The following is a 17,699-nucleotide window of genomic DNA, read 5'->3' as shown; positions in this document are numbered from 1 at the left end:
CCGGGAAAGGGTCTCCCGGCGCGGTCTCAGGATTTGATGATATCTTCGCGACGCAGCAGGTCTAATAATTGCGCCATCAAATTTGTTACCAATTGTTGGCCGTCGAGATGAATTTCCGGCGTCTTTGGTGCCTCATACACGGCATCAATACCGGTAAAGTTACGCAGTTCGCCCGCGCGGGCTTTTTTATACAGCCCTTTCGGATCGCGCGCTTCGCACACCGCCAGCGGCGTATCGACAAACACCTCGATAAAGCGCCCTTCACCCAGTTGATCGCGTACCATCTGACGCTCGGCGCGGTGCGGCGAGATAAACGCGGTCAGCACGACCAGGCCCGCGTCCACCATCAGTTTCGCCACCTCGCCGACGCGGCGGATGTTCTCTTTACGATCGTCATCGCTAAAGCCCAGATCGCTGCACAGGCCGTGGCGCACGTTGTCGCCATCAAGCAGGTAAGTGCTCACGCCAAGCTGATGCAGCGCCTCTTCCAGCGCCCCCGCGACGGTGGATTTTCCGGAGCCCGAAAGCCCCGTAAACCACAGCACCGCGCCGCGATGGCCGTGGAGCTGCTCGCGCTGCGCCGCGGTCACCGGGTGGGCGTGCCAGACGACGTTTTCGTCATGCTGCGCCATTATTTGCCTCCCAGCAGATCGCGCGCGCCCCAGTGCGGGAAGTGACGGCGAACCAGCTGATTCAGCTCCAGCTCAAACGCGCTGAACGCGGAAGGCTCCTGATACACATTCTGTTGCGGCTCGCGCACCATGCCCGCGCCGACCGTCACGTTAGAGAGACGATCGATAAAGATAAGCCCTCCGGTCACCGGGTTCTCCTGGTATTTATCCAGGTTCAGCGGCTCGTCGAAGGTCAGATCCACAAGGCCGATGCCGTTGAGCGGTAGGTTTTCCACCACGCGCTGGGTCAGGTTGTTGATATCGACCTGATACTGGATGTTGTCCACGCGCGCGCGGGTTTTCTTCCCGGCGATTTTAATGTCGTAGCTTTGGCCCGGCACCAGCGGCTGTTCAGCCATCCAGACCACGTCCACCGCGGCGCTTTGTACCGCCGCCAGCGTCTGGGTGGCGTCCACCAGCAGGTCGCCGCGGCTGATGTCGATTTCATCTTTCAGCACCAGCGTGACAGCTTCGCCCGCGCCCGCTTCCTCTAAATCGCCATCGAAGGTGACGATGCGCGCCACGCTCGATTCCACGCCGGATGGCAGCGCCTTCACGCGCTGGCCCACTTTCACCACGCCGCCCGCGACGGTGCCCGCGTAACCGCGGAAATCGAGATTCGGGCGGTTAACATACTGCACCGGGAAACGCAGCGGCTGTTCATCGACCACGCGCTGGATCTCAATATTCTCCAGCACTTCCAGCAGCGTCGGGCCGGTATACCACGGCATATTCTGGCTCTGCACCGCCACGTTATCGCCTTCCAGCGCCGACAGCGGCACAAAGCGGATATCCAGATTGCCCGGCAGCTGGCCCGCGAACGTCAGGTAATCCTGGCGAATGCGCTCAAACGTCTCTTCGCTGAAATCCACCAGATCCATTTTGTTGACGGCTACTACCAGATGCTTGATGCCCAGCAGCGTCGAGATAAAGCTGTGGCGGCGGGTCTGATCCAGCACGCCTTTACGGGCGTCCATCAGCAGGATCGCCAGATCGCAGGTCGAAGCGCCAGTCGCCATGTTACGGGTGTACTGCTCATGCCCTGGCGTGTCGGCGATAATAAATTTACGTTTTTCCGTGGAGAAATAACGGTACGCCACGTCGATGGTAATGCCCTGCTCGCGCTCGGCCTGTAAGCCGTCCACCAGCAGCGCGAGATCCAGCTTCTCGCCCTGGGTGCCATGACGTTTGCTGTCATTGTGCAGGGAAGAGAGCTGATCTTCATAAATCTGGCGGGTATCGTGGAGCAGGCGGCCAATCAGGGTGCTTTTCCCGTCATCCACGCTGCCGCAGGTCAGAAAGCGCAGCAGGCTCTTGTGCTGCTGGGCGTGCAGATAGGCTTCCACGCCGCCTTCGTTGGCGATCTGTTGTGCGATAGTGGTGTTCATGGCGGCTCCTTAGAAATAACCCTGACGTTTTTTAAGCTCCATTGAGCCTGCCTGGTCGCGGTCGATAACGCGCCCCTGGCGCTCGCTGGTGGTCGAAACCAGCATCTCTTCGATAATCTCCGGCAGCGTCTGCGCGTTCGATTCCACCGCACCGGTCAGCGGCCAGCAGCCCAGGGTACGGAAGCGCACCATGCGCGGTGTGATCTCTTCGCCCGGCTGTAAATCGATGCGATCGTCATCGATCATCATCAGCATGCCGTCGCGCTCCAGCACCGGACGCTCGGCGGCCAGATACAGCGGAACGATCTCGATATTTTCCAGGTAGATGTACTGCCAGATATCCAGCTCCGTCCAGTTGGAGAGCGGGAAGACGCGAATGCTTTCGCCTTTGTTGATCTGGCCGTTGTAGTTGTGCCACAGCTCCGGGCGCTGGTTTTTCGGGTCCCAGCGGTGGAAGCGGTCGCGGAAGGAGTAGATACGCTCTTTCGCGCGCGATTTCTCTTCATCGCGACGCGCGCCGCCGAAGGCCGCGTCAAAACCGTATTTGTTCAGCGCCTGCTTCAGCCCTTCGGTTTTCATAATGTCGGTGTGCTTGGCGCTCCCGTGGACGAACGGGTTAATGCCCATCGCCACGCCTTCCGGGTTTTTGTGCACCAGCAGTTCGCAGCCGTAGGCTTTGGCGGTACGGTCACGGAATTCGTACATTTCACGAAATTTCCAGCCGGTATCCACATGCAGCAGCGGGAACGGCAGCGTGCCGGGGTAAAACGCCTTGCGCGCCAGATGCAGCATGACGCTGGAGTCTTTGCCGATGGAGTACATCATCACCGGGTTGGCGAATTCCGCAGCCACTTCACGAATGATATGGATGCTTTCCGCCTCCAGTTGCCGCAGGTGAGTGAGTCGTTTTTGATCCATAACCTTTCCTTAAGCCAGATTCACCACGGAAGAACGAATCGCTTCCGCGTCGGTTGAATGTTGAAACCAGGCGAGCTGCTGGTGGAGCTGCACCACTTCGCCCACAACGAGCAGCGCGGGCATGGGCGCGTCTTTCGCAAGCGTACTAAGGGCGTCGAGCGTGCCGGTCAGCACGCGCTGGTCCTCGCGCGTGCCGCGGCTTATCACCGCGACCGGCGTCGTAGCGTCACGGCCGTGCGCGATAAGCTGCTGGCTTATCTCCGCCGCTTTCATGGTGCCCATATAGATGGCGAGCGTCTGACGGCTTTTCGCGAGCAGCGCCCAGTCGAACGGCTCGCTGTCCGGTTTATAGTGGCCGGTGACGAACACCGCGCTCTGGGCGTAATCACGGTGGGTCAGCGGAATGCCTGCGTAGGCCGTGGCGCCGCTGGCCGCCGTGACGCCGGGCACCACCTGAAACGGCACGCCCGCGGCTTTGGCCGCTTCCAGTTCTTCGCCGCCGCGCCCGAAAATAAACGGATCGCCGCCTTTCAGGCGCACCACGGTTTTGCCCTCGCGGGCGAAATCAATCAGCATCTGGTTGGTCTCATGCTGCGCCACCGCGTGCGCGCCCGCGCGTTTCCCCACACAGATGCGGTCGGCGTCGCGACGCACCAGATCCAGCACGCCGTCGCTCACCAGATGGTCGTAAAGCACGACATCCGCCTGCTGCATCACCTGCAAACCGCGCAGCGTCAATAGCCCGGCGTCGCCGGGGCCCGCGCCCACCAGAATGATTTCACCCTGCGGGCCTTGCGGCGCGTCCAGTTCGGCCTCCAGCACCGCTTCGGCGGCGCGGGTGTCGCCTGCGGCCATCAGACTCGCAAAGCGGCCGCGAAAGGCTTTTTCCCAGAAGCGACGGCGTCCGTCGGTCGTGGGAATACGCGCTTTAATACGATCGCGAAAACCGCCCGCGACCTCGGCCATCCGTCCGAGGCTTGCAGGAAGCAGAGATTCGATTTTCTCGCGCAGCAATCGCGCCAGCACCGGCGCGTTGCCGCTGGAGGAGATAGCGACGATAAGCGGCGAGCGGTCGACTATCGACGGGAAAATAAACGAGCACAGCGGCTGATCGTCCACCACGTTGACCAGGCGCTGACGGGCGTTAGCCTCATCAAAGACCCGGCGGTTGAGCGCCGCGTCGTTGGTCGCCGCGATAACCAGAAACACCGCGTCGAGCTGCGCAGGCTCAAACGACGGGGCCAGCCAGCGCAGCGCGCCTTCCTGCTCCAGCGCCGCCAGCTCCGGATGCAGTTTTTTCGCCACGACAGAGACGCAGGCGCCCGCGCGACGCAGCAGCGCGATTTTACGCAGCGCCACTTCGCCGCCGCCGACGACCAGCACCGGGCGTTGTTTCAGTTGAGCAAATAACGGGAGATATTCCACGGCGATACAACTCGCTAACAACAGGGGACCAGAGGGGACTATAGGGGGAGGCCGATCGCAGATGAAATTACGAATTGGCATTTATAGTTCCACAAAGGAATAAGGGCGCAGAAATGCAAATACCAAAAAGTGCTTAAGCCGTGAAATTTCGGGCGTTTAACGGTAAATCAAATTGTGTAACCGTCGTCACAGTTTCATACTAAGCACCACGATTTGATCGCGCTTTTTTGAGTAAGGACGTTCTATGTTTTCCGCATTGCGCCGCGGCACCCTGAGCCTGGCGCTGAGCGTATGCTTCACCCTGCCCGCTTTCTCGCAAACGCTTCACCCCGGCGCTATCGCCAGCGAGCAAACCCGTCACATCGCGACGTTATTTCCTGGCCGCATGACCGGCACGCCTTCAGAGATGCTCGCCGCAGACTATCTGCGCCAGCAGTTCGTGCGCCTCGGGTACCAGAGCGATATCCGCGCGTTTCACAGCCGCTATATCTATACCGCAGGGAATCATCGCACTAACTGGCAGAACGTGACCGGCAGCACCGTGATTGCGGCCCACGAGGGCGCATCGCCGCAGCAGATCGTCATCATGGCGCATCTGGACACGTATGCGCCCCAGAGCGACGCGGATGTCGATAACAATCTCGGCGGGCTGACGCTACAGGGCGTGGATGATAACGCGGCGGGCGTCGGCGTGATGCTGGAGCTGGCGGAGCGCCTGAAAGATGTGCCGACGCGCTACGGCGTGCGCTTTATCGCCACCAGCGGCGAGGAAGAAGGCGGCATGGGGGCGGAGAATCTGCTTAAACGCATGAGCGCGATAGAGAAAAAACAGACGCTGCTGGTGATTAATCTCAGCCATCTGGTGGCGGGCGACAAACTCGCGTTTACCAGCGGTAAAAGCACGCCTGCCGCGGTGCGCCAGCTCACACGCGACAGCGCGCTGAAGCTCGCGCGGCGCTTTGGCATTCCGGTGGCGGCCAGCAGCGAGTTGCCTGCGGATAATGACGCCGCCGCGTTTGATAAAGCAGGCATTCCGGTACTGTCGGTTTCCGCCGTCAATGACGCTGCCCGCCATCGCGGCCGCCACGCGCTCGCGCCCGTGGCGCACAATGCCCGCGAGGATAATCTGCAATATCTGGATCAGACGCTGCCAGGGCGCATCGATAAGCGCTGTCGCGACGTAATGCGCGTACTGCTGCCGCTGGTGAAAACGCTGGCGAAAGCGGAGAAGTAAAAAAGCGCGCCTCCGGGCGCGCTTTTTATTAGCCTTCGTGCAGGCCGCACTCGCGTTTAAGACCGAAGAATCGGGTCTCTTCTTCCGCCATGCCGGGCTCCCATTTGCGGGTGGTATGGGTATCACCCACCGAGAGATAGCCTTCGTCCCACAGCGGATGGTATTTCAGCCCATGCTTCTGGAGGTACTGATAGACCGTGCGGTTGTCCCAGTCGATAATCGGCAGGATTTTAAAGACGCCGCGCTGCACGCCCAGTACCGGCAGATTCGCGCGGCTGCCGGACTGATCGCGGCGCAGCCCCGCAAACCAGGTTTGCGCGTTAAGTTCTTTCAGCGCGCGGTTCATCGGCTCGACTTTATTGATGTCGTTGTATTTCTCAATCCCCTCAACGCCCTGCTCCCACAGCTTGCCGTAGCGCGCTTCCTGCCAGGCCGGGCTTTGTTCGGCGCGGTAGATTTTCAGGTTCAGGTTGAGCTTTTCGGTGAGCTCGTCGATAAAGCGGTAGGTTTCCGGGAAGAGATAGCCGGTATCGGTGAGGATCACCGGAATATCCGGGCGCTGCTGCGTGACCAGATGCAGGCAGACCGCCGCCTGAATGCCGAAACTTGAGGAGAGCACAAACTCGCCCGGCAGGTTTTCCAGCGCCCAGCTGACGCGGGCTTCGGCGCTTAACGCCTCAAGCTGCGCGTTGGTGTCGGCGAGCGCGTCGGCGCGGGCCTCTTTTTCCAGTGCGTTCAGCGCATGTAGATCGAGTACGGACATGTGAACCTCGCTTGCATGAATGTGATACCGGTGCGGCGGTGACGCGCCAGGCAATGGCGAACCCTTCGCGCGTCGGCGGGTGCGCTGCGCTTACCCGCCCTACGAAATGTTAACCGTTGGGCGTTAGCGGGTGCGCTGCGCTTACCCGCCCTACGGAAAGGCAGCTCGTTGTAGGGTGGATAAGCGCAGCGCATCCACCGTTACCGCCCACCACCCTAACCGCTTATTCCCAGAAATCCCGCGCCGGATCGAGCACCGGACGGATAATCCCGGCGCGCACCGTGAAATCGCCAAACCCTTCGCCCGGCTCGCGCTCCTGCGCCCAGCGGCCGACCAGCTCGTCGATATTATCGAGGATCTCCGATTCGGTAATGTTCTCACGATACATCCGCGGAATACGCGTACCGATGCGGTTGCCGCCCAGATGCAGGTTGTAACGCCCCGGCGCTTTGCCCACAAGGCCCAGCTCCGCCAGCATCGCGCGGCCGCAGCCGTTCGGGCAGCCGGTCACGCGCAGCACAATGTGCTCTTCCGCCAGGCCATGCTTCGCCATGATCCCGTCGACTTTATCGATAAACTGCGGCAGGAAGCGCTCCGCCTCGGCCATCGCCAGCGGGCAGGTCGGGAAGGAGACGCATGCCATCGAGTTTTCGCGTTGCGGCGTCACGCCCGCCATCAGGCCGTGGGCGCGGGCAATCTGTTCAATCTTCGCTTTGTCGCCTTCCGGCACGCCCGCCACGATCAGGTTCTGGTTGGCGGTCAGGCGGAAATCGCCTTTATGGATCCTGGCTATCTCTTTCAGCCCGGTTTTCAGCGGCTTGTCCGGGAAATCGAGAATACGGCCGTTTTCGATAAACAGCGTCAGATGCCATTTATCATCGATGCCTTTCACCCAGCCGATGCGATCGCCGCGACCGGTAAATTCATACGGACGAACCGGCTCAAAGGTGACGCCTGCGCGGCGCTCCACTTCCGCTTTAAAGACGTCAGGCCCGACGCGCTCCAGCGTATATTTGGTTTTGGCATTTTTACGATCGGTACGGTTGCCCCAGTCGCGCTGGGTCGTTACCACCGCTTCGGCCACCGCCAGCGTATGCTCCAGCGGAATGTATCCAAACTCGGTCGCCGTGCGCGCGTAGGTTTTCTTGTTACCGTGCTCAATAGAGAGCCCGCCGCCCACCAGCAGGTTAAAGCCCACCAGCTTGCCGTTTTCCGCAATGGCGATGAAGTTCATGTCGTTCGCGTGCAGGTCGACATCGTTTTGCGGCGGCACCACGACGGTGGTTTTGAACTTACGCGGCAGATAAGTCGCGCCGAGAATCGGTTCTTCGTCGGTGGTCGCCACTTTTTCCTGATCGAGCCAGATCTCCGCGTAGGCACGGGTGCGCGGCAGCAGATGCTCAGAGAGCTTCTTCGCCCACTCGTAGGCTTCGGCATGCAATTGCGACTCGACCGGGTTTGACGTGCAGAGCACGTTACGGTTCATGTCGTTGGCGGTCGCCAGCGCGTCAAGGCCAACCGAGTGCAGCATCTGGTGCGCCGGCTTGACGTTTTTCTTCAGCAGACCGTGATACTGGAACGTCTGGCGGTTGGTCAGACGAATGCTGCCGTAAATCGTGTTTTCTTCGGCGAACTTATCGATGGCGAGCCACTGCTGCGGCGTCATGATGCCGCCTGGCAGACGGCAGCGCAGCATCATCGCGTGACGCGGCTCCAGTTTCTGGGCCGCGCGCTCGGCGCGGATATCGCGGTCATCCTGCTGATACATGCCGTGAAAGCGGATCAGCAGAAAGTTGTCGCCATTAAACCCGCCGGTCAGCCCGTCATGTAAATCTTCGGCAATGGTGCCGCGCAGGAAGTTACTTTCACGCTTCATGCGTTCCGCATCGGAAAGTTTTCCTTCGACCACCAAAGGTCCTGGGTATTTTTCGCTCATCAGTAGACGTCTCGCTGGTAACGGCGCTCAACGCGCAGCTCACTTAAATATTCATCCGCCGCTTCGGCATCCATCCCGCCGTAAGCCGCAATCACTTCCAGTAACGCCTGCTCGACATCTTTCGCCATGCGATTGGCGTCGCCGCAGACATAAAGGTGCGCGCCTTCCTGGATCCAGCGCCACAGCTCCGCGCCCTGCTCGCGGATTTTGTCTTGTACGTAAATTTTATGGTCCTGATCGCGAGACCAGGCAAGGTCGATGCGGGTTAACAGCCCTTCTTTGACATAGCGCTGCCATTCGACCTGGTAGAGGAAATCTTCCGTAAAGTGCGGGTTGCCAAAGAAAAGCCAGTTTTTACCGGTGGCGCCGTCGGCTTCGCGCTGCTGCATAAAGGCGCGGAACGGCGCGATGCCGGTGCCCGGGCCAATCATAATGACCGGCGTTTCTGGCGTTGCCGGCAGGCGGAAGTTGTCGTTGTGCTCAATGAATACGCGCACTTCGCCATCTTCTTCCAGACGATCGGCAAGGTAGCTTGACGCCCCGCCCGCCCGCGGACGGCCTTCGATATCAAAACGCACCACGCCGACGGTGATATGCACTTCGTTTTCGGCTTCCGCCTGCGATGAGGCGATAGAGTAAAGACGCGGCGTAAGGGGGCGCAGCAGGCCAATCAGCTGTTCAGCGTCAAGCTGGGCTGGCGCGAAGCGCGCCATATCGACGATGGGCGTCGTGGCGGCATAGTGTTGCAGCTTCGCTTTATCGCCCACCAGCGGCAGTAGGGTTTCGCTGCGGGTTAGCGTCGCGTAGTTCTCAACGATAGCGGCGGTGTTCACCGTCAGCTCAAAGTGCCATTGCAGCGCTTCACTGAGCGGCAGCGTTTTCTCGCCCACGGTGACCGGCTCGTCGCCTTTCAGCCACAGCAGCTCAAGAAGTTCCTGCACCAGCGCCGGATCGTTCTGATACCAGACGCCGAGCGCGTCGCCCGGCTGATAGCGCAGGCCCGCATCGCCAAGATCGATTTCAATATGGCGCACATCTTTTTGTGAATGACGCCCGGTGATTTTCTGGTTTACCGAGAGCGTGGCGGTGAGCGGCGCTTCTTTGGTGTAAGGCGTGGAATCGACCAGATTAACCGCACCGCTGGCGGTGATCGCCGCCTGGGACGGCGCCTCTTTCGGCACGCGCGCTTTCAGTACGTCAACCACGCGCTGGCGCCACGCCTGCGCGGCCGCCTGATATTCGACATCCGCATCCACGCGATCCAGCAGGCGCTCGGCGCCCAGCTCCGCAAGGCGGGTATCGAAATCTTTACCGGCCTGGCAGAAGCGCTCATATGAGGTATCGCCAAGACCAAAGACCGCGAACGCCGTGCCGTCAAGCTTCGGCGCTTTTTTCGACAGCAGGAATTTGTGCAGCGCGACGGCTTCTTCCGGCGGATCGCCTTCGCCCTGGGTAGAGGCCACGACGACCAGCAGTTTTTCCTGGGCAATTTGTTTGAATTTATAGTCGCCCGCGTTAACCAGATTCACATTGAGCTGCGCCGCCAGCAGATCGTCGCGCAGCGCTTCCGCCACGCGGCGCGCGTTGCCGGTCTGGGAAGCGGAAATCAGCGTAATGACCGACGCAGGCGCCGCAGGCGTTTGCACCACCGCCGCACCTGGCTGTTGGTTTACCATTCCCCAGAAGTAGCCCGAAAGCCAGGCGAGCTGCGTGGGGGTGAAATCATGAGTCGCCGTCTGAAGGCGAGCCAGCTGCTCCGGGCTGAGCGGGAGCAAAGCGTTCGGTGGGGCCTGAGTCGTCATGCGTCGTTATGTTCCAGTAGAAAAGCTGTTTTTTATTGCAAAAACAGAAGAGAAAGTAAGGGTAACGGCGGCAAGAATAACAATTAAAGAAGGGATGGAAATAATAAATAACCAAATGGACTAACCAGTTTTACCAATAAGCCTAAGCGCTAAAACGGGTTAAATATCTCTTTGAAAATAATGGTTATTTTTTAAATTAACGGTGCATTTTGCACGCTTATCGTTTATGAGGGTTTTAGTTAATGCTAAAAACGGTCAATTCCGGTACTATGCGGCGGTTTTTTTAGCAAGACTGAGACTGCGTTATGCCTACCACCCTGTTTAAAGATTTTATCTTCGAAGCCGCTCACCGACTCCCCCATGTCCCCGAAGGCCACAAGTGCGGTCGTCTGCACGGACACTCTTTTATGGTGCGCCTGGAGGTAACGGGCGAGGTAGACCCTCATACCGGCTGGATTATCGATTTCGCCGAGCTGAAAGCGGCGTTTAAACCGATTTACGATAGCCTGGATCACTATTATCTGAACGATATTCCGGGGCTTGAAAACCCGACCAGCGAAGTGCTGGCGCGCTGGATTTGGGATCAGATGAAACCGCGTTTGCCGCTGCTGAGCGCGGTGATGATTAAAGAGACCTGCACCGCCGGTTGCGTGTATCGCGGCGAATAAAGTGCTGGCGGGTGCGCGTTCTGATGGCGGGTGCGCGTTCTGATGGCGGGTGCGCGTTCTGATGGCGGATGCGCGTTCTGATGGCGGGTGCGCTTCGCTTACCCGCCCTACAATACTCGTTAGACATCGTCAAAGACTATGTAGGGTGGGTAAGCGAAGCGCACCCACCGTTCCCACCAGCGTTGCATTCTCGCAGGGTGGGTAAGCGCAGCGCACCCACCGTTTCACCAGCGTTGCATTCTCGTAGGGTGGGTAAGCGAAGCGCACCCACCGTTTCACCAGCGTTGCATTCTCGTAGGGTGGGTAAGCGAAGCGCACCCACCGTTCACCTGCCATACATAAAAAAAGAGGGGCTCATGCCCCTCTTTTTTATGCGATATTCAGATACTTGTGCGTCTGCATCGACAGCCTCCAGTTGCGGGCGATACAGGTTTCAATGCACAAGCGGGTCGCATCTTCTTTCTGGCTAATCGGCTGAAGCGCAATTACCCGCTGTCTTTCGTCATGCAGGCGCGCCAGCAGTTCATCCAGCGCCTCGATATCACGCATACGCCCCACCGGGTGCTTGATTTCATCGGCACGCATCAGCGCCTGATCCAGCACCTCGTACCCGCCGCGCATATTCACCTTCGGCGATACGGTCACCCAGGTCCCCGTGGTGCAGCGCACCTCATGGGTGCCGCTGGTTTCAATCTGGCAGCTATAACCGTGCGCTTCCAGAAGCTCCGTTAAGGGCAGCAGATCGTGGATACACGGCTCACCGCCGGTGATCACCACATGGCGCGCGGTATAGGCCTGACGCTCAATCGCCGCCAGCAGCTCTTCCGGACTCGCCGACCCCCATTTATCGCTCTCTTTGGTTTTCGCGATAATGCTGAAAAGCGACACTTCCCGATCGGCGAGCGTCTCCCAGGTGTGTTTGGTGTCGCACCAGGCACAACCTACGGGGCATCCCTGCAGACGAATAAAAATGGCGGGCACGCCGGTAAAATAACCCTCGCCCTGCAGGGTCTGAAACATCTCATTAATCGGGTACTGCATGATTCACTCGGTTGATGACTAAAACGGTAATTATTACAGATAACCGCCAGACTAGCATGTGCCATTTGCGCCTTACCGGCAGCCGTCGCCAGACCCGATGCGCATTGGCCCCTTAATTCCAGGGCATTGGCAGGGCCACAAGGCGGCGGTTACTATGGCGCGGCTCGGCCAGCCGGATAACAAGGAAAAGGCGAAAGTTATGGTACGCACATTAACATCATTCATTCTGACGGTAGCGCTGATGTTAGTGAGCGTCAGCGTGCTGGCGCAGCCCCTCGACGTGCCGCCGATGCGTGGCGTTATCAACGATCCCGCCGATATGCTGAGCGGCCAGGAATACGTGGCCTTGCTTGACGATGTGTCGGCTATCAATACCCGCACCCACGCGCAAACGGCGATTCTGGTGCTGCCAGATCTAAAAGGCAATAACCTTGAGAGTTTTGCGACGCGCACCTTCAACACCTGGCGGCTCGGCAATGCGCAGCGCAACGATGGCGTGCTGATCCTGGTCGCCTGGCACGATCGTCAGGTACGCATCGAAACGGGACGCGGGCTGCAGAAGACGATTCCGGATGAACTGGCGAGCAGGGTAATTAAAGAGTATATGCTGCCCTGGTTTAGGGCGGGCGATCTCACCGAAGGCCTGCGTCAGGGGCTTACCGGTATCGACGCGCTGCTCAGCCATCAGCCGCTGCCGCCCGCGGCATCGCCTTCGTGGGTACAGTCGTGGCTGAAACCATTGCTGCTGAATTTCTCTTACTGGCTGGCGCTGCCCGTTCTCGCCATTGTGCTGTTCGCCTTAATCATGCTGCGCAAAAAGAAAACGCTGGTGACGCTCTTTTTCGGCACCTCCTGTCTGCTGACGCCCGCGCTTGCCATCACCAGCAATTTCTTCCCCTGGGTGGAGCCGTTTCTCTGGCTTAGCTTTTCCGTGCCTTTCCTGCTGATGATACTGGCGCTGGTCGTGCTGTTTGCCTTCCCGAATTATCGGCTCAGCGCGACAGGCGGCGGGGAGTCGTCAGGCGACACCTCCTCCGCCTGGCTTGCGACCAGCCACCTTCATTCTTCCTCAGGCGGCGACAGCGCCAGCCATCACAGCAGCCACGACAGCGTCAGCTCGGGCGATGGCGGATCCAGCGATGGCGGCGGTTCGTCAGATAACTGGTGAGCGCAGCGCGTCGGCAAAGCGGCGGGTAATCTGCTGCGGGCGCGTAATAGCGCCGCCTACCACCACCGCGTGCGCCCCCAGCGCCAGGCAGCGCGCCGCGCCTTCGGGCGTATCTACATTGCCTTCGGCGATAACCGGGACCGTCACCGCCGCCAGCACGGCTTTTAGCAGCGCAAAATCATTCTCCGGGAGGCGATGCCCTTGCGTGTTCGCCGTATAGCCGTAAAGCGTGGTGCCCACGCAGTCGAAACCGAGCGCCTCGGCCGTTACGGCCTCTTCAACGCTTGAGACATCCGCCATCAGCAGTACCTCAGGCCAGGTGCTGCGGATTTGCCCGACAAACTGTTCGAGCGTTTCGCCATCGGGGCGCGGGCGCGCGGTGGCGTCGAGCGCTATCATCTCTGGCGCGGCGTCCATTAATTCAGTGATTTCGCGCATCGTCGCGGTGATAAACACGTCGCTTGCGGGATAGTCCCGTTTGATGATGCCGATGACCGGCAGCGCCACCTGTTCTTTAATCGCCCGAATATCCGCCACGCTATTGGCGCGGATCCCCGCCGCCCCGCCCTGCGCGGCGGCCAGCGCCATTCGCCCCATAATAAACGGGCTGTGCAGCGGTTCGTTTTCCAGCGCCTGGCAGGAGACCACCAGCTTTCCTTTGATGTGCTCTAACATCGTTGACCTCAGCTTAATAACTCTTCGATTTCGTTTTTAATAATTGTGACGTGCGGACCGTAGATAACCTGTACGCCGTTGCCGCGCAGGATCACGCCGCGGGCGCCGGTCGCTTTCAGCGCGGCCTCATCCACTTTGGTTCCGTCGTTCACGGTGACGCGCAGTCGCGTGGCGCAGCAGTCAACCTCCTGAAGATTCTCCCGCCCGCCAAGCCCGGCCACCACGGCCTGCGCCCGCTCGCTGTCTTTCATCGCCACGCTTTCCTGGGTCTCTTTTTCCCGGCCTGGTGTGGCGAAATCAAAACGCGTGATCAGGAAGCGGAACGTGAAGTAATAAAGGAAAAACCACGGCACGCCGACCAGCGGCACCATCAGCCAGTGTGTCTTCGCCTCGCCCTGCAACACGCCAAAGAGAATGAAATCGATAAAACCGCCCGAGAACGTCTGGCCGATAGTGATGTGCAGGATATGCGCCAGCATAAAAGCCAGCCCGTCGAAGAAGGCGTGGATGACATACAGCACGGGCGCGACAAACAAGAAGGAGAACTCAATTGGCTCGGTGATGCCGGTCAGAAATGAGGTCAGCGCCGCAGAGAGCAGCAGCCCGGCGACGCGCTTTTTATTCTCCGGCTTCGCCGTGTGGTACATCGCAAGGCATGCGCCGATCAGGCCAAACATCATGGTGATGAAGCGCCCGGACATAAACCGCGAGGTGCCAATATAAAACTGCGTCGTCGTCGGGTCAGCAAGCTGTGCGAAGAAGATGCGCTGCGTGCCTTCCACCAGCTGGCCGTTGACGATTTCGCTGCCGCCCAGCGCCGTCGTCCAGAAAGGCAGATAGAAGATGTGATGCAAGCCGAACGGGCCAAGCATACGCAGGATAAAACCATACAGCAGCGTGCCGACATAACCGGTTGCCTCAACCAGCCCGCCAAGCCCGAAAATCATTTTCTGAAAATGCGGCCAGACGACGGTCATCGCCGCGCCGACCACAATCGCCGCCAGCGCGCTGATAATGGGCACAAACCGCGATCCGCCAAAAAAGCCCAGGAACTGCGGCAGCGCGATTTTATTAAACCGCTGATGCAGCGCGCACGTGACCAGACCGATAACGACGCCGCCGAAAACGCCGGTCTCCAGCGTCTGGATACCGAGCACCATTCCCTGCCCGACCGCGCCGGGATTGCTCTGCGCGAGCTGGCCGGTCAGGGTCAGCAGCGCATTGATGGTGGCGTTCATCACCAGAAAGGCCAGTAACGCGGCGAGGCCCGCGGTGCCTTTATCGGTACGCGCCAGGCCCACCGCCACGCCAACGGCAAAAAGCACCGACAGGTTCGCGAAGACGATAGCCCCGGCGCTACTCATGATCGTGAAAATCGCCTGCAGCCAGCCGACATCGAGAAACGGATAAGCCGTCAGCGTGTTGGGATTGGAGAGCGCGCCGCCCACGCCGAGCAAGAGACCTGCCGCCGGCAACACGGCAATCGGCAACATAAACGACTTGCCAAACCGCTGCGCCTTTTCAAACCAGCGCCCTGAAGATGTTCCGCTAAAAAATGCCATGATGAAATCCCCGCCGTTGTTATGATGAAAATATTTATCACATTAAAAATTTATAGTGAAAATTATCATCAACAATAGCGAAGCCGATCATACTTTTTTAAAATGGCTGGCATTGATAGCGGGCTTTCCCGCACACTCATCGGCAGTCGTCGGTGCTTCAGGATCCTGTTATGTCTGACCATGAAAATTTACTGCTTAAGCTGCGCCAGGAGCTGTCAGGGTTTAGCCCCACGCAGCGCAAACTCGGGGAATATGTACTGGGCGATCCGGCGCGTGTGCTCTACCTGACCATTACCGAGCTTGCCCGTGAGAGCGACACCAGCGAGGCCAGCGTGACGCGGTTGTGCCGCACGCTCGGGTGCAAAGGCTACACCGAATTTAAAATGGCGCTGGCGCTGGATGTGCAGCGCGGGCAGGCGCCTCGCGCGCAAAACGGCGATGCGCTGGACGCGCTGGTGGACGAGTCGGTGCAGGCGCTGCGCGATACCGCGCAATTGCTGGATCGCGCCATGCTGGAGCGGGCCGCGCAGGCGCTGCATCAGGCGGGTTCGGTGCAGATTTACGGCGTCGCGGCGAGCGCGATTATCGGCGAGTATTTGCATTACAAGCTGTTGCGGCTCGGTAAACCGGCGCACCTGTTCAGCGACATGCACCGGGCGTCGATGAACGCCACGACGCTTGGTGAAACGGATCTGGTGGTCGCTATTTCCAGCTCCGGCTCTACCCGCGATCTGCTGCATGCCGTGAAGCTCGCGCGAAAAGCCGGGGCGCCTGTCCTCACGCTGAGCAACACGCCGCGCAGCCCGCTGGCATCAATAAGCGATATGCTGCTTGTGGCCGCCAAGCCGGAAGGCCCCCTTAACGCCGGCGCGCTGAACGCCAAAGTGGGCGCGATGTTGCTGGTAGAGTTATTAACGGCGTCGCTGATAGCGTCTGACAGCCGTTACAATGAAATCAGCCAGCAGACCGCCAGCGCCACGCTGCCTTTATTACTGTAATAAATCGGCGTTGCAGGATGCGAATAATCTGCAACGCCTTTTTAAAACCATCAATAATGTAACCAGACGTAATTTTTCCGGCTTCTCTGATTCTTTTTACGCGCAGCTAATCGCTTGTCATTAACAATTAAAAGCAATAAATTTCAGTAACATAACCACTTAGTTTAATACGCATGGATTTTTTGTCTGGTTTCGCTGTCCTATATCAATCCCCTTTACGACTTTCCTTAAAATAACCTTAATCCCCCCTTTTTACGCCGCCCCCTTATTTACGCGCCGTTTACTTTTCTGCTCCTACAATCCGCCCAATTAACCCAGGTGGAATAACATCAATGACAACTTTATTAATAACAGGCGTAACGGGTTTTCTGGGCGGAGCAGTATTAGAGAAAATTCTTCAGCGCAATGAGAAGGTCGATTTATTACTGCTGGTACGTGCCGAAGACAGCGAAGCCGGGCTGACGCGCGTGCTCAGCAATATGCGTAAATTTAATCTCAGTGAAGCACAGCTTTCGATGCTGAACGCCTCGCACATACTGTGCGGCGATTTAGGCGAGCCGGAGAGTTTTCTGCACGACTCGCGTCTTGAGTGCGTGACGCACGTTATTAACTGCGCGGCCGTGGCGTCGTTTGGCAATAATCCGCTTATCTGGAAAGTGAATGTCGAAGGAACGCTGGCGTTCGCGCGCCGTATGGCTGGCGTCGCAGGTTTGCAGCGCTTTCTGCACGTCGGCACGGCGATGTCGTGCACGCCCGAGCCGCATTCTCTGGTGCCTGAAAGCGCTGAGTTTCGCGAAAACGCCGAGCATCTTGTCGCCTATACGCATTCGAAATCGACCATTGAACAGCTGATGCGCCAGCACTGTCCGCAACTGCCGCTGGTGATCGCCCGCCCTTCTATCGTCGTCGGGCATACCCATCACGGCTGCCAGCCCTCCACCAGCATTTTCTGGGTCTTCAGCATGGGGCTGATGCTTCAGAAATTTATATGTTCGCTGGAAGATCGCGTGGATGTGATCCCGGTGGATTATTGCGCCGAAGCGCTACTGTTGCTTCTGCACAAAGAGATGGCACGAGGCGAAGTTGTCCATATTTCCGCCGGTGAAGAGAACAGCGTGCGTTTTGCGGATATTGATATCGCGATGGCGAAAGCCCAGGAAAAAGCGCCGATTGCGGATCATTACGCGCAGGTGAGCTATGAAACGTTAGTGAAAATGCGGCGTGAACTGAAAGATATTTTCGGGCCGTGTAATGAGCGCCTGATGCTGAAAGCGATGCGTTTATATGGCGCGTTCGCCACGCTGAATGTGCGTTTCAGTAACGATAAGCTGCTGAAGCTCGGGATGCCAAAACCGCCGCGCTTTACCGACTATATCGCGCGCTGCGTGCAAACCACGCATGGGTTGACTATTCCGCAGCAGATGGAAGTCGATTTTAAGTAAAAAAAATG

16 protein-coding genes are annotated in these 17,699 nt (G+C 58.7%); 6 read left to right on the top strand and 10 right to left on the bottom strand.

Annotated elements, in window-relative coordinates; genetic code table 11:
- Window positions 1-26 precede the first annotated feature (26 nt).
- The 4 genes from cysC to cysG are packed head-to-tail and all read right to left on the bottom strand — an operon-like array spanning window position 27 to window position 4,402.
- Entirely contained in the window at window positions 27-632 is a 606-nt protein-coding gene (gene cysC / locus AACV31_RS16955; RefSeq protein ID WP_007763635.1) for an adenylyl-sulfate kinase, read from the bottom strand.
- Window positions 632-2,059 (bottom strand): sulfate adenylyltransferase subunit CysN, encoded by a 1,428-nt coding sequence (cysN, locus tag AACV31_RS16950; RefSeq protein WP_015742287.1) that lies wholly within the window; start codon window positions 2,057-2,059, stop codon window positions 632-634. The genes cysC and cysN overlap by 1 nt, the downstream gene beginning before the upstream one ends.
- Window positions 2,060-2,068: 9 nt before the next feature.
- The gene (gene cysD, locus AACV31_RS16945; RefSeq protein WP_007763637.1) at window positions 2,069-2,977 is read right to left on the bottom strand and encodes a sulfate adenylyltransferase subunit CysD; all 909 of its coding nucleotides are present in this window, start codon (window positions 2,975-2,977) and stop codon (window positions 2,069-2,071) included.
- A gap of 9 nt (window positions 2,978-2,986) precedes the next feature.
- Window positions 2,987-4,402, bottom strand: a complete 1,416-nt coding sequence (cysG, locus tag AACV31_RS16940; RefSeq protein WP_161589564.1) for a siroheme synthase CysG — start codon at window positions 4,400-4,402, stop codon at window positions 2,987-2,989.
- A 244-nt stretch (window positions 4,403-4,646) separates the two neighbouring features.
- Between cysG and AACV31_RS16935 the strand changes: the two genes are divergently transcribed.
- Window positions 4,647-5,636 carry an aminopeptidase gene (locus AACV31_RS16935; protein ID WP_165156735.1) on the top strand — a complete coding sequence of 330 codons (990 nt, stop codon included), beginning with the start codon at window positions 4,647-4,649 and terminating at the stop codon, window positions 5,634-5,636.
- Window positions 5,637-5,664: 28 nt separating this feature from the next.
- Here AACV31_RS16935 and cysH read toward each other — a convergent pair whose 3' ends face one another.
- The 3 genes from cysH to cysJ all read right to left on the bottom strand — a co-directional run bounded on the left by cysH (window position 5,665) and on the right by cysJ (window position 10,137).
- Window positions 5,665-6,399 carry a phosphoadenosine phosphosulfate reductase gene (gene cysH / locus AACV31_RS16930; protein ID WP_075197911.1) on the bottom strand — a complete coding sequence of 245 codons (735 nt, stop codon included), beginning with the start codon at window positions 6,397-6,399 and terminating at the stop codon, window positions 5,665-5,667.
- Window positions 6,400-6,622: 223 nt separating this feature from the next.
- Window positions 6,623-8,335 (bottom strand): assimilatory sulfite reductase (NADPH) hemoprotein subunit, encoded by a 1,713-nt coding sequence (cysI, locus tag AACV31_RS16925; RefSeq protein ID WP_041923873.1) that lies wholly within the window; start codon window positions 8,333-8,335, stop codon window positions 6,623-6,625.
- Window positions 8,335-10,137 (bottom strand): NADPH-dependent assimilatory sulfite reductase flavoprotein subunit, encoded by a 1,803-nt coding sequence (cysJ, locus tag AACV31_RS16920; protein ID WP_165156737.1) that lies wholly within the window; start codon window positions 10,135-10,137, stop codon window positions 8,335-8,337. Before cysJ ends, cysI begins: the two co-directional genes overlap by 1 nt.
- Between cysJ and AACV31_RS16915 the strand changes: the two genes are divergently transcribed.
- Window positions 10,136-10,261: a hypothetical protein gene (locus AACV31_RS16915; protein WP_255491380.1), complete on the top strand. Its 126-nt coding sequence runs from the start codon at window positions 10,136-10,138 to the stop codon at window positions 10,259-10,261. The genes cysJ and AACV31_RS16915 overlap by 2 nt on opposite strands.
- A gap of 181 nt (window positions 10,262-10,442) precedes the next feature.
- Entirely contained in the window at window positions 10,443-10,805 is a 363-nt protein-coding gene (gene queD / locus AACV31_RS16910) for a 6-carboxytetrahydropterin synthase QueD (protein WP_032804901.1), read from the top strand.
- Window positions 10,806-11,174: 369 nt separating this feature from the next.
- On the opposite strand, the gene queE is transcribed toward queD, so the two are convergent.
- On the bottom strand, window positions 11,175-11,846 hold the full coding sequence (queE, locus tag AACV31_RS16905; RefSeq protein WP_075197914.1) for a 7-carboxy-7-deazaguanine synthase QueE: 672 nt from the start codon (window positions 11,844-11,846) through the stop codon (window positions 11,175-11,177).
- A 199-nt stretch (window positions 11,847-12,045) separates the two neighbouring features.
- On the opposite strand from queE, the gene AACV31_RS16900 reads away from it, so the two are divergent.
- The gene (locus AACV31_RS16900; protein ID WP_161589391.1) at window positions 12,046-13,014 is read left to right on the top strand and encodes a TPM domain-containing protein; all 969 of its coding nucleotides are present in this window, start codon (window positions 12,046-12,048) and stop codon (window positions 13,012-13,014) included.
- Here AACV31_RS16900 and AACV31_RS16895 read toward each other — a convergent pair.
- Window positions 13,000-13,689 (bottom strand): N-acetylmannosamine-6-phosphate 2-epimerase, encoded by a 690-nt coding sequence (locus tag AACV31_RS16895; protein ID WP_161589392.1) that lies wholly within the window; start codon window positions 13,687-13,689, stop codon window positions 13,000-13,002. The two genes, AACV31_RS16900 and AACV31_RS16895, sit on opposite strands and share 15 nt — an antisense overlap.
- Before the next feature lie 8 nt (window positions 13,690-13,697).
- A complete protein-coding gene (locus tag AACV31_RS16890) occupies window positions 13,698-15,254 on the bottom strand; it encodes a PTS transporter subunit EIIC (protein WP_185155289.1) in 1,557 nt (518 codons plus the stop codon).
- Between the two features lie 167 nt (window positions 15,255-15,421).
- Here AACV31_RS16890 and AACV31_RS16885 point away from each other — a divergent pair, with 167 nt between their 5' ends.
- Together AACV31_RS16885 and AACV31_RS16880 are read left to right on the top strand one after the other, a co-directional pair.
- Window positions 15,422-16,249 carry a MurR/RpiR family transcriptional regulator gene (locus AACV31_RS16885; protein WP_075197916.1) on the top strand — a complete coding sequence of 276 codons (828 nt, stop codon included), beginning with the start codon at window positions 15,422-15,424 and terminating at the stop codon, window positions 16,247-16,249.
- A 332-nt stretch (window positions 16,250-16,581) separates the two neighbouring features.
- Window positions 16,582-17,691 (top strand): SDR family oxidoreductase, encoded by a 1,110-nt coding sequence (locus AACV31_RS16880; RefSeq protein WP_165156739.1) that lies wholly within the window; start codon window positions 16,582-16,584, stop codon window positions 17,689-17,691.
- Window positions 17,692-17,699: the final 8 nt, after the last annotated feature.

Origin of the sequence: Cronobacter sp. EKM101R (assembly GCF_963888145.1) — a bacterium.
Lineage (GTDB): Bacteria > Pseudomonadota > Gammaproteobacteria > Enterobacterales > Enterobacteriaceae > Cronobacter > Cronobacter turicensis.
Note: the sequence above shows the minus strand (reverse complement) of the source record. Positions and strands in the feature narration are given on the sequence as shown.